The organism is Candidatus Pelagibacter sp., from assembly GCF_052049835.1.
Taxonomy (GTDB): domain Bacteria; phylum Pseudomonadota; class Alphaproteobacteria; order Pelagibacterales; family Pelagibacteraceae; genus Pelagibacter.
In genome coordinates this window covers 219203-234385 of record NZ_JBNGZF010000002.1, presented here as the reverse complement: position 1 = coordinate 234385, position 15183 = coordinate 219203, and the positions used below count along the sequence as shown (strand labels likewise).

General features: G+C 29.4%; 16 protein-coding genes. 10 read left to right on the top strand and 6 right to left on the bottom strand.

Features of this window, described 5'->3' with window-relative positions; all coding sequences use genetic code 11:
* Window positions 1–28: 28 nt before the first annotated feature.
* Window positions 29–2314: an NADP-dependent malic enzyme gene (locus tag ACTT9R_RS02765; RefSeq protein ID WP_440926542.1), complete on the top strand. Its 2286-nt coding sequence runs from the start codon at window positions 29–31 to the stop codon at window positions 2312–2314.
* Here ACTT9R_RS02765 and ACTT9R_RS02760 read toward each other — a convergent pair whose 3' ends face one another.
* Both ACTT9R_RS02760 and rsmI read right to left on the bottom strand, forming a co-directional pair.
* Window positions 2315–2908 carry a BON domain-containing protein gene (locus ACTT9R_RS02760; RefSeq protein WP_440926541.1) on the bottom strand — a complete coding sequence of 198 codons (594 nt, stop codon included), beginning with the start codon at window positions 2906–2908 and terminating at the stop codon, window positions 2315–2317.
* Window positions 2898–3761 carry a 16S rRNA (cytidine(1402)-2'-O)-methyltransferase gene (rsmI, locus tag ACTT9R_RS02755; RefSeq protein ID WP_440926540.1) on the bottom strand — a complete coding sequence of 288 codons (864 nt, stop codon included), beginning with the start codon at window positions 3759–3761 and terminating at the stop codon, window positions 2898–2900. The genes ACTT9R_RS02760 and rsmI overlap by 11 nt, the downstream gene beginning before the upstream one ends.
* A 34-nt stretch (window positions 3762–3795) precedes the next feature.
* Between rsmI and ACTT9R_RS02750 the strand changes: the two genes are divergently transcribed.
* Window positions 3796–4950 (top strand): ABC transporter substrate-binding protein, encoded by a 1155-nt coding sequence (locus tag ACTT9R_RS02750; RefSeq protein WP_440926539.1) that lies wholly within the window; start codon window positions 3796–3798, stop codon window positions 4948–4950.
* Here the strand turns inward: ACTT9R_RS02750 and rdgB are convergent.
* Window positions 4934–5536: an RdgB/HAM1 family non-canonical purine NTP pyrophosphatase gene (gene rdgB, locus ACTT9R_RS02745; protein WP_440926538.1), complete on the bottom strand. Its 603-nt coding sequence runs from the start codon at window positions 5534–5536 to the stop codon at window positions 4934–4936. The two genes, ACTT9R_RS02750 and rdgB, sit on opposite strands and share 17 nt — an antisense overlap.
* A gap of 36 nt (window positions 5537–5572) precedes the next feature.
* Here rdgB and ACTT9R_RS02740 point away from each other — a divergent pair, with 36 nt between their 5' ends.
* The 6 genes from ACTT9R_RS02740 to ACTT9R_RS02715 all read left to right on the top strand — a co-directional run bounded on the left by ACTT9R_RS02740 (window position 5573) and on the right by ACTT9R_RS02715 (window position 11769).
* A complete protein-coding gene (locus ACTT9R_RS02740) occupies window positions 5573–6226 on the top strand; it encodes a nucleotide exchange factor GrpE (RefSeq protein ID WP_440926537.1) in 654 nt (217 codons plus the stop codon).
* 63 nt (window positions 6227–6289) lie between these two features.
* Complete coding sequence (dnaK, locus tag ACTT9R_RS02735; protein WP_440926536.1) at window positions 6290–8215, top strand: molecular chaperone DnaK; 1926 nt, start codon at window positions 6290–6292, stop codon at window positions 8213–8215.
* Window positions 8216–8244: 29 nt separating this feature from the next.
* A complete protein-coding gene (gene dnaJ / locus ACTT9R_RS02730; RefSeq protein ID WP_440926535.1) occupies window positions 8245–9372 on the top strand; it encodes a molecular chaperone DnaJ in 1128 nt (375 codons plus the stop codon).
* Between the two features lie 36 nt (window positions 9373–9408).
* On the top strand, window positions 9409–10185 hold the full coding sequence (gene dapB / locus ACTT9R_RS02725) for a 4-hydroxy-tetrahydrodipicolinate reductase (protein WP_440926534.1): 777 nt from the start codon (window positions 9409–9411) through the stop codon (window positions 10183–10185).
* A complete protein-coding gene (gene nth / locus ACTT9R_RS02720) occupies window positions 10185–10838 on the top strand; it encodes an endonuclease III (RefSeq protein ID WP_440926533.1) in 654 nt (217 codons plus the stop codon). Before dapB ends, nth begins: the two co-directional genes overlap by 1 nt.
* A gap of 1 nt (window position 10839) precedes the next feature.
* Window positions 10840–11769, top strand: coding sequence for an adenosine kinase (locus ACTT9R_RS02715; protein ID WP_440926532.1), 930 nt, complete (start codon window positions 10840–10842; stop codon window positions 11767–11769).
* A gap of 101 nt (window positions 11770–11870) precedes the next feature.
* Here ACTT9R_RS02715 and ACTT9R_RS02710 read toward each other — a convergent pair whose 3' ends face one another.
* Complete coding sequence (locus tag ACTT9R_RS02710; RefSeq protein WP_440926531.1) at window positions 11871–12434, bottom strand: response regulator transcription factor; 564 nt, start codon at window positions 12432–12434, stop codon at window positions 11871–11873.
* Window positions 12435–12446: 12 nt separating this feature from the next.
* On the opposite strand from ACTT9R_RS02710, the gene ACTT9R_RS02705 reads away from it, so the two are divergent.
* A complete protein-coding gene (locus tag ACTT9R_RS02705; protein WP_440926530.1) occupies window positions 12447–12941 on the top strand; it encodes a L,D-transpeptidase family protein in 495 nt (164 codons plus the stop codon).
* Here the strand turns inward: ACTT9R_RS02705 and ACTT9R_RS02700 are convergent.
* Window positions 12938–13597: a YggS family pyridoxal phosphate-dependent enzyme gene (locus ACTT9R_RS02700; RefSeq protein WP_440926529.1), complete on the bottom strand. Its 660-nt coding sequence runs from the start codon at window positions 13595–13597 to the stop codon at window positions 12938–12940. The genes ACTT9R_RS02705 and ACTT9R_RS02700 overlap by 4 nt on opposite strands.
* Between ACTT9R_RS02700 and ACTT9R_RS02695 the strand changes: the two genes are divergently transcribed.
* Window positions 13592–14146 (top strand): thiamine phosphate synthase, encoded by a 555-nt coding sequence (locus tag ACTT9R_RS02695; protein ID WP_440926528.1) that lies wholly within the window; start codon window positions 13592–13594, stop codon window positions 14144–14146. The genes ACTT9R_RS02700 and ACTT9R_RS02695 overlap by 6 nt on opposite strands.
* Before the next feature lie 21 nt (window positions 14147–14167).
* Here ACTT9R_RS02695 and ACTT9R_RS02690 read toward each other — a convergent pair whose 3' ends face one another.
* Window positions 14168–15079: a porin gene (locus ACTT9R_RS02690; protein WP_440926527.1), complete on the bottom strand. Its 912-nt coding sequence runs from the start codon at window positions 15077–15079 to the stop codon at window positions 14168–14170.
* Window positions 15080–15183: the final 104 nt, after the last annotated feature.

Here is a 15183-nt window from a genome sequence, read left to right as displayed (position 1 = left end):
CCCAATTGTACACTTATTGTTATCAGAAATGAAAAAAACAAAAATAGATCATTACACAGATAAAGAAGCTTTAGATTTTCATAAAGACAAAAAACCTGGCAAGATTGAGATTATTTCTTCAAAAAATATGATAACTAAGCGTGATCTGGCTTTAGCATATTCTCCAGGTGTTGCTGCTCCTGTAAAAAAAATTAGTGAAAACCCAGAAGCAGCTTATGATTACACAAGCAAAGGAAACCTTGTTGCTGTAATAAGTAATGGTTCGGCAATATTAGGGATGGGAAATTTAGGTGCTCTTGCATCAAAGCCTGTAATGGAAGGAAAAGCCGTATTATTTAAAAGATTTGCAGATATTGACTCGATTGATTTAGAGATTGATTGTAAAGATGCAGACGAAATAATAAAATCAATTAAAAATTTTGCACCTAGCTTCGGTGGAATAAATTTAGAGGATATAGCGGCCCCAGATTGTTTTATAATTGAACAGAAATTAAAAGAAATTTTGGATATCCCAGTTTTTCATGATGACCAACATGGAACAGCAATTATAACAACCGCAGCATTAATTAATGCTTTAGATATTTGTGGTAAATCAATAAAAAAAATTAAAGTTGTAGTTAATGGTGCTGGAGCTTCAGCACAAGCTTGTACTGAATTGTTTAAAAACTCAGGAGTAAAATCTGAAAATATAATAATGTTAGATAGAAAGGGTGTTATTTACGAAGGAAGAACAGATGGAATTGATCAATGGAAATCCAGATACGCAGTTAAAACTAAACATAGAACTTTAAAGGATGCTATAAAAGGCGCAGACGTTTTTTTAGGATTGTCTGCAAAAGGTGTTCTAAAAAAAGAGATGGTTAAATCTATGGCAAAAAATCCAGTAATATTTGCTTGTGCTAATCCTGATCCAGAAATTACCCCAGAGGAAATCGAAGAAGTTAGAAATGATGCAATTGTTGCAACAGGGAGATCTGATTACCCCAATCAAGTGAATAATTTAATTGGATTTCCTTATATATTTAGGGGAGCTTTAGATGTTAGATCCAAAACGATAAATGAAGAAATGAAAGTTGCTGCAGCTAATGCAATAGCTAAGCTTGCAAGAGAAGATGTTCCTGATGAAGTAGTTGCAGCCATGGGTGGAGAAAGACCTCATTACGGTAAAAATTATATTATTCCATCTACGTTTGATCCAAGATTAATTAGTGTGATACCAGCTGCTGTAGCAAAAGCAGCAATAGAGAGTGGAGTGGCTAGGAAAAATATAGATGATTTTGAATTCTATAAAGATCAACTAAAACAAAGACTAGACCCAACAGTAACCATCATGCAAGGTATAAATTCATTTATTAAAAAAAATCAAAAAAGAATTGTTTTTGCAGATGGTGAGGATGAAAATACTTTAAAAGCCGCTATAGCATTTAAAAATTCAAAATTAGGAATTCCAATCCTGGTTGGTAAAGAAAGTAAAATTAAAGAACAGATTAAAAATATCGGTTATAGTGAAAATTTTGACATTGAAATTGTTAATTCAAAAGATGAGGAAAAAAGAAAAAGATACGTAAAACATTTATTTGAAAAATTGCAAAGAGAACAAGGATTATTAGAACGAGATTGTGACAGAATGATTAGAAATGATAGGGTTGTCTGGGCTACAAGTATGGTTGCTTGTGGTGACGCAGATGGTGCTGTTACAGGAAATACTAGACGTTTTGGAGCTTCTTTAGAAAAAATTAAACAAGTTGTAGATGTTCGTGAAGGTGAAATTATGTTTGGCTTAAACATGATAGTTCATAAAGGAAGAACTATTTTTGTTGGTGATACAAGTGTTCATGAATATCCTACATCTGAACAAATGGCTGAAATAGCAATATCCACAGCAAGGGTTGTTAGACTTTTTGGATTTGATCCTAAAGTTGCTTTTGTATCCCACTCTACATTTGGACAACCTATTACCAGCAGAACAAAACATATTCGAAGCGCAGTTGAAATATTAAAAGAAAGAAAAGTAAATTTTGAATTTGATGGGGATATGCAACCAGATGTTGCTCTTAATCCAGAGTATGAGGAACTTTATCCTTTTTCAAAGATAGTTGGTAAAGCAAATATTTTAATAATGCCTGGACAACATAGTGCTGCGATTTCATATAAGTTAATAAAGACAATTGGTGAAACAAAGGTTATTGGACCATTATTAATTGGACTTGGACTTCCAATAGAAATTGCACCTTTAAGATCATCAACTTCTGAAATACTTAACTTAGCATCAATTGCTGCTTATTCTTCTCAGGTTATAAATTACAAAAAATAATTATTCTCGTTGAATTCTCAAATCCTCAACAAGAATTATACTTGCAATTACATCCTCTACATCGAGAATTTCTTTAGCTTCACTAATTACTAAATCTTTTTCCTCAAGTGTAATCGCAATACCATAAACATAAATCTTTTTTTTATATGTATCGATTTGATAATTAGTAGACTTGATATTTTTATTTAAAATCAAAGCTGTTCTGAGCTGTGATGTTATTAATATATCTTTAGCAGATTGTTTAAATTTAAATTCCTCTTTAATTTTTATATCGTTCCTAACTGAACGAGCGCCTTTTGTTTCCCAAGCTAATTTTGTAATGATCAATTTTTCTTCTGGATTATCTACTTTTCCAGTTATAAAAATTCTACCATCTAAAACTTTTGTTTTTACCGAAATAATATGCTTTTTATCCCTAGTTAAAATTTTTGCACTTATTATTTTCTGCATTATTGAATCATCTATTTGAGTGCCTACTGTTCTAGGATCTAAAGCAACAGAAACACCTGTACCAAAAAGACCTTTCGAACCAACACCAACACATCCAGTTAAAATAAGACCAATTAAGATAAAAATTATTAATTTATTTTTCATTTTTTAATTCTAAACAATAATTGTATATTTCTTTTTTAGACACATCACTAATTTGACTTAAAATATCTGTAATTTCTTTAGTAGACAATTTATTAATCATTTTTTTAATTATATTCATATCTGATTCAGTTAATTTTTTAGAGATATTTTTATTTATTTTTCTCTCGGAAATAACAACAGTAAGTTCACCTTTTGGTTCTTTTTCAAATAATTCTAATTCATCTACATTTTTTCTAATAAATTCTTCGTACAATTTTGATATTTCCCTACAAAAAACTATCTTTCTTCCACTAAAGTTTTTTTTTATTTCAGGTATGATTTTGTTTATTTTCTTAGGAGAAATAAAAAAAACTAAAGAATTTTCAAATTCAGAAAACTTTTTTAATTCATTAGATAATTCCTGTTTTTTGTCTGGAAAAAAACCACAAAATAAAAATTTATCTGAAAACCCACTGATTGAAATAGCTGCAGCAACAGCCGAAGGGCCAGGAATAGGGAAAATTCTTATATCATTATTAATACACTCATTAACTAGTATTGAACCTGGATCAGAAATGCTTGGTGTACCTGCATCAGATATCAAAGAAATTATTTTTCCAGATTTTAAATATTCAATAATTTTCAATAAATTTTTCTTTTCGTTAAATTTATGATTTGAAATTAATTTTGATTTTATTTGAAATTTATCTAAAAGATTTTTTGAAACTCGGGTGTCTTCACATAAAATATAGTTAGATTGCTGCAAAACTTCAATTGCTCTTAATGTTATATCTTTTAGATTTCCTAAAGGAGTTGATACCAAATATAGACCATTTTCGTATTCTTTTAATTTAAATTGTGTTTTTATGATCATAATTTAGCTTGAAAAATATTATACTAACATCAAAATGATTAAATTAATTAAAATTATTTATTTTATTTTTTTAAGTATTCACTTTCTTTTTTTTTCAAATGTTAATGCTCAAGAAAAAATCAAAATAGGATTATTGGTACCCATGACCGGAGAAAATAAGGAAATTGGAGAGTCAATTATTAAAGCAGTTGGATTAGCTGTCAAAGAAATTGATAATGATTTAATTGAGATTTTTCCTAAAGATACCGCAACCAAAGCTAACCAAACTTTAAAATCGGCTTTTGAATTAAGTCAAATGGGAATAAAAATTGTTATTGGTCCTGTGTTCTACGAAAGTTTAACCTATTTAGATGAAATGAAAAATTTAACATTTTTATCATTAACAAACAAAACTTTAGATCTTCCAAAAAATGTAATCTCCGCTGGAATTAATTCTACATCACAATTTAATACAATAAAAAAATTTTTAGAAACCAATCAAATACAAAGAACTATCTTTTTAACACCAATCCAAGATTATGAATTTGAAGTTAAAAGAGGTATGAAAAATTCAAAAATCAAAATTTATAAGGATTTTGAATATGATACAGATCCTACAAAATTAACAAAACAAATAGAAGAAATTACAAACTACAGAATAAGGAGACAAAATTTAGAAGATGAAATAAAAAGGATAAAAAATTCAAATGACCCAAATAAAGAAAAAAAAATAAAAAGACTGGAAAAAAGATACACTTTAGGTGGTTTAAATTTTGATGCTGTAGTAATTTCAGATTTTGATGAAAGCCTAAAAAGCGTATCTACATCACTTCTATACACTGACGTACTTCCAAAAAATAAATATTTTATAACTTTAAATCAATGGTTTGACGAAAGTTTATTGAACGAAACCGATATCCAGCCTTTATATTATCCCTCAATAAATAAAGAAAATTTTGATAATTATAAAATAAAATACTTTAATGCATTTAATGAAGACCCTACACACTTATCTCTATTGAGTTATGACCTTGTTGGCTTGGTATATTATTTGTCAATAAATTCAAAAGCAGCAAACCTAAATAAAATTTTTAAGAGAAAAAACTCATTCAAAGGAAAAATAGGAATTTTCGATATCAAAAATAATAAAATAAATCATAGACTTAATTTTTATAAAATTGAAGATCAAAAACTTATAGAAATTTTTTAATTTTTTTAAAAGCTTGGTATCTGTGATCCATCTTATATTTTTGAGATGGCTTCATTTCTCCAAAAGTTTTCTTTTTTTTTAAAGGAATAAAAATTGGATCATAACCAAATCCATTTTTTCCTTTTGCTTCATGTGAAATATGACCTTGAACTTTACCTATGACGCAAGCAATTTTTTTGTTTAAATATGAAATAGAAAGTGCACAAATAAATCTTGCTTTTATTTTTTTATTTTTCCAATTTTTGTCTTTTTTATTTAATTCTCTATAAACTCTTTTTATGGCTTTACTAAAGTCCCCATACTTTCCTCCCCACCTTGCAGAATAAATCCCAGGACTTTTATTTAAAAAATCTATTTCCAAACCTGAGTCATCAGCTAAACATAACAATCCTGTCTTTTTTGAAAAATATTTAGATTTGATCAGTGAATTTTCTTTAAAAGTCTTACCATTTTCAACTGGGCTTCTAAGATTAAAAGTAGATGTAGAATAAATTTTAATTTTTTTAGGCAATAAACTCTTGATTTCACGTAATTTACCCTTGTTATTAGTACCTATTAATAATTTATTAATTTTTTGTTTATACATCTAGAAATTACTAAAATCCTTACCATATAAGAGACTATGGAAAAAGAAGAAATCAAAAATAACACTTCTGCAGATCAAAAAGAGGATATTGTAAAAGAAAATGAGAAACCTGAAGAAAATCTAGCCGAAGAAAATAAACAAGAAACAGAACAAGAACCTAAAGAAGAAGTTAAAGAGCCAACTCCAGAAGAAAAAATTGCTGAACTGGAAGATAAAGTGGCAAGAACTTTTGCTGAAATGGAAAATCAAAGAAGAAGATTTGAAAAAGAAAAAGAAGATGCTTTTGAATATGGTGGTTATAGTTTTGCGAAAGAAGCATTAAATTTGATTGATAACTTAGATCGATCCAAACATGTTCTTGAAAGCGACGATAAATTAAAAGAAACTGAAGCATTAAAAAAGACGCTAGAGCATTTAGATATTATTAAAAAAGATCTAATCTCAATATTTGAAAAAAATAACATTAAACCAATTGATAGCCTTAACAAAAAACTAGATCCAAACTTTCATCAAGCAATGATGGAAATTGAGGACGATACGAAAGAACCTGGAACAATAATTCAGGAAATTCAAAAGGGCTTTACTATAAAAGACAGATTACTTAGACCCTCATTGGTAGGAGTGTCAAAAAAAGTTACAATTAAGGAAGAAAAAACTGAGGAAAATCAGGAAAATCCAGAAAATAAATAATTATGAGATCAACTTGTAGTTTCACATTTAAACCCTATATGACGAAAGAGAGACATTAATATTATGAGTAAAATTATTGGAATAGACTTAGGAACAACAAATTCATGTGTTGCCATAATGGAAGGAACACAAGCTAAGGTTTTAGAAAATGCTGAGGGAGCAAGAACTACTCCATCAGTTGTTGCATTTACAGATGAAAACGAAAAATTAATTGGACAGCCAGCAAAAAGACAAGCTGTTACAAATCCAGAAAATACTATCTTCGCGGTAAAAAGATTAATTGGAAGAAATTTTGACGACCCAACTGTAAAAAAAGATGTAGAGGCTGCGCCTTTTAAAATAATTAACTCTGAAAAAGGTGATGCTTGGATTGAAGCTAAAGGAGAAAAATATTCACCTTCTCAAATATCTGCATTCATTTTACAAAAAATGAGAGAAACAGCTGAAAAATATTTAGGCCAAGCTGTAACCAAAGCTGTAATTACAGTACCAGCATATTTTAATGATGCACAAAGACAAGCAACAAAAGATGCGGGGAAAATTGCTGGGTTAGAAGTTTTAAGAATTATTAACGAACCGACTGCAGCATCACTTGCATATGGTTTAGATAAAAAGCAAAATAAAAAAATTGCTGTTTATGATTTAGGAGGTGGAACTTTTGATGTTTCTATTTTGGAGTTAGGCGATGGTGTATTTGAAGTTAAATCAACTAATGGTGATACTTTTTTAGGTGGTGAAGATTTTGATAATGCTGTTGTTGATTACTTAATTTCTGAATTTAAGAAAGATAATGGAATTGATCTTAAGTCAGATAAACTTGCTTTACAAAGATTAAAAGAAGCTGCTGAAAAAGCAAAAATTGAATTATCTTCTGCAGAACAAACAGATATAAATCTACCTTTTATTACTGCAGATAAAACAGGTCCAAAACATATTAATTTAAAAATGACTAGAGCAAAACTTGAAGCTTTGGTTGAGGACTTAATTGCTAGAACAATGCCCCCATGCAAAACAGCTCTAAAAGATGCTGGAATAACTGCTAGTGAAATTGATGAAGTGGTTATGGTTGGTGGTATGACTAGAATGCCAAAAGTAATTGAAGAAGTAAAAAACTTTTTTGGGAAAGATCCTAACAAAAGTGTAAACCCAGATGAAGTAGTTGCAATGGGTGCTGCTATTCAGGCGGGAGTTTTACAAGGTGATGTTAAAGATGTACTTCTGTTAGATGTAACTCCACTATCACTTGGTATCGAGACACTTGGAGGAGTTTCAACTAAGCTAATTGATAAAAATACAACAATACCAACTAAAAAAAGTCAGGTATTTTCAACTGCTGAAGACAATCAGCCTGCTGTATCTATTAGAGTTCTACAGGGTGAAAGAGAAATGGCAGCTGACAATAAAGCCTTAGGTAATTTTGAATTAGTAGGTATTGCACCGGCACCAAGAGGAGTTCCTCAAATTGAAGTTACATTTGATATTGATGCCAATGGTATCGTAAATGTTTCAGCTAAGGACAAAGGAACTGGTAAAGAACAAAAAATTCAAATCCAAGCTTCAGGCGGACTAAGTGATGAAGAAATTGAAAAAATGGTTAAAGATGCAGAAGCTAATAAAGAAGCTGATAAAAAGAAAAGAGAGTCTGTTGATGTTAGAAACCAAGCAGACACTCTAATTCACTCTACTGAAAAGAATTTAAAAGAGCATGGCTCTAAAATTTCTGATGCAGAGAAAAAAGCAATTGAAGATGCGTCAACTGCTGTAAAAGAAGCTTTAAAAGGTGATGATATTGAAGATATCAAGAAAAAAACTGAAACTTTAGTTCAAGCTTCAATGAAACTTGGTGAAGCAATTTATAAATCACAACAAACTGCAAAACCAGAGTCTGGAAAGGATGATGGTGGTGATGATGCAGGTAAAAAAGACGAGAATGTTGTTGATGCTGATTTCGAAGAAGTAAAAGACGAGAATAAAGAAAAAAGCGCTTAAACTGACATTTAATTGTCTGGGGTAATTTGATGGCTAAAAGAGACTATTACGATGTCCTAGGCGTTAACAAAAGCGCAAGCCCAGAGGAATTAAAATCTGCATATAGAAAACTAGCTGTTAAATATCATCCTGATAAAAATCCAGGAGATTCCAAAGCAGAAGAAAAATTTAAAGAAGCAAGTGAAGCTTACGGAATACTTTCCGATAAAGAAAAAAAGCAAAACTACGATAACTTTGGTCACGCTGCATTTGAAAACGGTGGTGGTAGATCAGGTGGTGGCTTTGGTGGTTTCAGTGGCGCAGATTTTTCAGACATATTTGAAGATTTTTTTGGAGATTTTGGAGGAGGTGGGAGATCAAGGAGTAGAAAATCAAACAATAGAGGATCCGATCTTAGATATGATTTAACTATTTCTTTAGAAGATGCTTACCACGGAAAAAAACAAGACATTAAATTTTCTACATCAGAACAATGTGGAACTTGCAAAGGTAACGGATCTAAACCAGGTTATTCGCCTGATAGATGTTCATACTGTGGAGGTAATGGAAGAATAAGGTCTAACCAAGGTTTCTTTACTGTACAACAAACCTGTCCTCAATGTAATGGAAATGGTGAAGAAATTACTAATCCCTGTAATGATTGTAATGGTCAGGGTAAAAAACAAGCATCTAAAAGAATATCTGTAACAATTCCAAAAGGTGTAGATGATGGAACAAGAATTAGATTAGCAGGAAAAGGTGAAGCTGGAACAAGGGGTGGCGCAACAGGAGATCTATATTTGTTTATTAATATTAATTCACATAACTTATTTAAAAGATCAGACGAAAATTTATTTTTTGAATTTCCACTTTCCTTAGCTGATGCAGCTTTAGGAACAACGGTTGAAATTCCTACTATTGATGGTGGAAAAGCAAAAATAAAAATTCCCGATGGTACTCAAAATGGAAAACAATTCAGATTAAAAGGTAAAGGTATGCCATTTATGAGAAGGGGTGATTTTGGTGACTTATATGTTCAAGTTAAAACAGAAGTGCCCGTTTACTTAAATAAAAAACAAAAAGAATTATTGGAGCAATTCAGAGAAATTGAAAACGATAAATCAAATCCAAGTATTAAAAAATTTTTTCAAAAAGCAAAAGATTTCTGGAAAAACTAAAAGACTAATCTTTTAAAAAAGGTTAATATTATCTAAATGAAAAAAATTAATTTAGCTATTTCAGGATGCATGGGAAGGATGGGTCAACAACTCATAAAATCTGCAAAGAAAAATAAAAATTTTAAATTAGTTACACTTACAGAGAATAGATTAGTGAACAAAAAATTTAATGGAATTAAACCTGAATTAAATTCTGATAAAGCCTTTAAACAAACTGATGTAATTATTGATTTTACAGTACCTAATTGCACACTTGATATACTTAAAATAGCATCAAAATTAAAAAAAAAAGTAGTAATTGGCACTACTGGATTTACGAGAAATCAAGAAAACCAGATTAAAAAATTCTCAAAAAAAATACCTATTCTAAAAGCAGGCAACATGAGCTTAGGTGTAAATTTATTAATGTATTTAACTGAAATTGCATCAAAATCATTAAATGATGAATACTTAAGTAAGATATTTGAAGTACATCACAAACATAAAAAAGACTACCCATCTGGTACTGCATTAATGCTAGGTAAAGGAATTGCTAATGGAAAAAATAAAAATTTATATAATTTAATTGGTAAAAAATTCTTAAATAAAAAATCTTTCCCTTATGGAAAAAAAATTAATTTTAATTCGATTAGAAAAAGTGAAATTATTGGGGAACATGAAGTAAAATTCTCAAGTGGCAAAGAAATAATTACATTAAACCATGAGGCTTTTGATAGAGCCCTTTATTCAGATGGGGCTTTAACTGCTTCTAAATGGTTAATGAAAAAAAAACCAGGATTATATTCCATGAGAGATTTGCTTAACTTTTCATAATGAATGAAAAACAGAAAGCAAAAATCATCATTAACACTCTAAATAAAATTTACCCTAAAGCGCCTGTTCCTTTAAAAAGCAAAAATACATTCACTCTATTAATTTCTGTACTACTTTCTGCACAATGCACTGATGTAAACGTTAATAATGTAACAAAAAATATTTATCCAAAATACTATAAACCAGAACACTTTGTAAAATTAGGAAGAAAAAGAATCGAAAAATTAATACAAAAAATTGGAATTTTTAGAATCAAAGCAAAAAGCATCTATTTGATGTCGAAACAAGTCTTAGAAAAACACAAGGGTAAGGTACCTAAAACATTTGAAGAACTCGAAAAATTGCCTGGTGTAGGTCATAAAACAGCAAGTGTAGTAATGTCCCAAGGCTTTGGGTATCCAGCTTTTGCTATTGACACACATATTCATAGACTTGCACAGAGATGGGGTTTAACCAATGGAAAAAATGTAGTTCAAACTGAAAAAGATTTGAAGAGAATATTTCCTAAAAAAACCTGGTCTAAACTTCACTTACAGATGATTTTTTATGGCAGAGAATATTGTAAGGCAAGAGATTGTTACGGCTTAACATGTAAAATATGTACTACATGCTATCCAAATAGAAAAAAACCTGTTACTACAAAAAAAGCTTAATATGAAAATTTTAGGAATAGGAAATGCAATAGTCGACGTCATTTGTAAAGTAGATGACAATTTTATTGATCAAAATAATCTGACAAAAAGCACAATGAAATTATTTTTTGATGAAAATGAGTTCAAAAATTTATTAAAAAATCTTAAAATTGAAAAAACTGTTTCTGGAGGCTCTGTAGCAAACTCAATTGTTGGATTATCTCAACTTGGAAATCAAGTTGGATTTATAGGTAAAGTTTCTGATGATGCATTTGGAGTAAAATACGAGGAAGGTTTAAAAAAAGAAAATGTAGAATACTTTTATTCAAAAAAAAAAGAAGAATTACCAACTGGAACATGTTTAATATTGGTAACACCAGACTCTGAAAGAACAATGTGTACTTTTCTGGGAACAGCGGGAAAAATAAATGAAAATGATGTTAGTTCAGATGCGATTAAAAAAAGTGAAATAATATTTTTAGAGGGTTACTTGTGGGATGAAGGAGAGCCCAAGAAAGCGTTTGATAAAGCTATTAATAATGCAAACAAAGTTGCAATGTCGCTCTCAGATCTATTTTGCGTAGATAGGCACAAACCTCATTTTTTAAACTTAGTAAAAAACAAACTTGACATAACTTTTGCTAACGAACAAGAAATTACGTCATTAATTGAAGCGAAAAATTTTGATGAAGTTATAAGCTTTTCAAAACAACTTGGTAAATTAGTAATTGTAACTAGAGGAGAAAAGGGTGCAATTGCAGTTAATGGTGATGACGTCGTTGAAAGTGATATACAAAAAAATCTAAAAATTATTGATCTTACAGGTGCAGGTGATCTTTTTGCTGCTGGTTTTTTACATGCGTATATTAAAAAATTATCTACAAGACAGTGTCTCGAAAAAGGTACTGAAATGTCATCTAAAATAATTCAGCAAATTGGGGCACGACTTTAACTTAAATTTTCTTTCTTTTAAAACTTCCCTTCCCTTTTTTGGGCCTAACTATTTTTGGTTTGTATTTTTTGGTAAATAAATCTTTAGCTATAGGATTCTTCTTATTTGATTTGATAGCCATTTTTTTCACTAATTATAAAATTTTTATCATTAAATGTATTTAAAATTTTTTTTCTTAATCGATAAATATGAGTTTCAACAGTATGAGTTTCTATTTCAGACTGATAACTCCAAACTTTTTCTTGTAACTCATCGACTCCAACTGGTTTTTCCGATTTAGATAAATAAGTAATTGTATTTATTTCTTTTTCAGTCAACTTAAGCTTAATATTTTTTGTTAACATTTCTCTAGAATTTAGATCAATAGTATAATTATTTACTTTCACCTCAGATTGGCTGTTAAATTGCAATTTTAAAAATTCAATATTTATCTTTTCAATTAATTTAAATAGATTAATTGGTAAGCTATCTAAAACGTATTGATTTTGAATATCTGAGTATTTTTTATTTGGTATAATTAAATAATTATTCAAATTTTTTACTCTTTCATTTAAAAAATCCTTTCTATCTTCAAATACAATATTAAAATTTAAATCTGCTCCAAGTTCCTGAAGGATTTGATATAATTCTTTAAACTTATATATTATTAAATTCTGGCTGCTCACTAGAGATAGAATATGACAATTTTTGTAAAAAATAAACACACTCTTGAAATAGATGAATTTAAATTAAAGTGCTGTATTGGAAAAAAAGGTTTAACTAGCAACAAAAAAGAGGGAGATAAAAAAACACCAAAAGGTATTTTTAAAATTGAGAATCTTTATTTTAGAGAAGATCGCATTAAGAAACCTTTAACTTTACTAAAATGTATCAAAATAAAAAAAGATATGGGTTGGTGTGATGACATTAGTTATCCGGGAAAATATAACAAACTTATTAAAATTGAAAAAAAGATCAGTCATGAAAAATTAAAAAGAAAAGACAACAAATATGATTTATTAATTCCAATTAAATACAACTTTAAAAAACCTATCACTGGGATGGGTAGTTGTATCTTTATTCATCTTACTAAAAATTATAAGCCTACAGCTGGATGCATTGCTTTAAAGGAAAAGGATTTTTTGATTTTGCTTAAATTAATAAATAAAGATTCAAAAATAAAAATTTTTTAGGACCTTTGACCAAAAATACTAGATCCAATCCTAATAAATGTTGATTCATATTTGGCAGCTATAATAAAATCTGAAGACATCCCCATACTAAGCTCTTCAAAACCAAGGGACCTATTTAATTTTTTCATTTCATCAAAATAAACTTCAGGATTAATATTAGCAGGTGGAATACACATTAAGCCAATTAAATCTAAATTAATTTCTTTGCAGTAATTAACTAAAAGTTTAAGCTCGTTTTTATTAATTCCAGCTTTTTGAGCTTCATCACCGATATTAACTTGCAAGAATATTTTAAGATTTTTATTTATTTTTTTTTGTTCATCAGCAATTTTTTTTGCAAGTTTTTCACTGTCTACTGAATGAATATAGTCAAATAATTTTACAGCAAATTTAACTTTATTTGTTTGCAATTTTCCAATCATATGTAATTGAATCTTTGGATTTATTTTTTTTACTTCTGTCCATTTTTCAATAGCTTCCTGAACTTTATTTTCACCAAAATCAATATGTCCGTGATCTATTAAAGGTGATATTTGATTAATTTTAAATGTCTTTGAAACAGCTATAATTTTTGGATAATTATTAATATTTATTTCGTTTAACTTAACTTTTATAGTGTCTTGTATATCTAACAAATTTTTAACCGTGCTATGCATATAAATAATTTAAAAAAATATTACTTTATTAATAAATTTGATACAAAAAGTTTAGACAAACTAACAACAACCACAAGTATTATCTATAGAAATTACAATTCAAAACATAATTTAAAAACTATTATTAAACTCAAGAAATACTGTAAAAAAGCTGGCTTTAAGTTTTTATTATCTAATAATATTAAATTAGCTATCAAATTAAATTTAGATGGAGCGTACATTCCTTCATTTAATAAAAAACTAAATCATTTATCATTTTCAATAAAAAAAAATTTTTTAATCGTCGGATCAGCTCACAATAATAAAGAAATAAAAATTAAAGAGAAACAAGGCACAAAAATTTTATTTTTATCATCATTATTTAAAAGAAATAAAAATTATTTGGGTGTAAACAAATTTAAACTTCTAGCTAATTTAACTAATAGAAAAGTTGTAGCACTTGGAGGTATATCAGATAAAAATTTAAAAAAACTTAAATTAATAAATTGTATAGGATTTGCTGGTATTACTTTTTTTCAAAAAAAAACGGCCCCATATTGGGGCCGTTGATATAATTTAAATTACGTTTAATTAAAACGCGAATGCTACTGAAATTTCTTTCTTAGAGTAGTCAGTTCCAGATGAACCAGCTACTGAATCAGTTTGGTTCATTACTGCACCAATAGTGATTCCACCCATAGTATATGATGCTGAGAAACCTGAACTTTCTTCATCATCTAATGAAGCAGTTTCAAAGTCTACAGTTGATACACCATAAGATACACTCATGTTTTCATTAACTGCTAAAGATATTGCCATACCTAATCTATCTTCATCAGCAGAAGCTGCGTCGATAGAAGAAGTTTGGATACCTACAGTAGCCATACCAGCAGTGTATTTAGCCCAAGCTGTTGAATGATCATTTTCAACAGATGCACTTACTGCTGCTTTACCAGTACCATAACCTACTTGCAAACCATCCACTAAGTCATCAGCAATTAGAACTATAGAGTTTGCAGTTCCAACTGATTCTTTAGCGTATGAAGCTGAAATAGTTAAACCCATTGCAGATACTTCATAACCAATAGCGTTTGCAGAAGTTGTTCCTACAACACCATTGTCATCAGCGTCAACATCATCCCAAACTTCTTCACCAGCTGTTGGCATAACGTCATCGAACTTATCGATACCAGCTAATGCTGTTGAGTTCATTAAGCTTAATGTTCCAGCATCACCCATATCTAATGATACATATGATGATGAGAACGCAGCATTAGTCATTGTGTAACCAGTGCTTACTGTGAAACCATTGTCTAGTTCACCTGAACCAGAAAATGTAATTCCTTTAGAATTGCTGAAAGGGTTTCCAGTCACTCTTTCACTACCTGTTGATCCGTAAGTCACCTTAGCAGATCCGCTTACGCTCATACTTCCAGCGAAAGCTGATGTAGCAACAAGAGAGCCTGCTAATGCAGTCAATCCTACTTTTGCTAATTTGTTCATATTTACTCCTATTTGTTATTTATAATTATAAACATAGAATAATTATCATTTTTGGTTAAAAATTTGCTTAAATTAGAGGTTTTTTCAATTTTTTTTAAAATTTG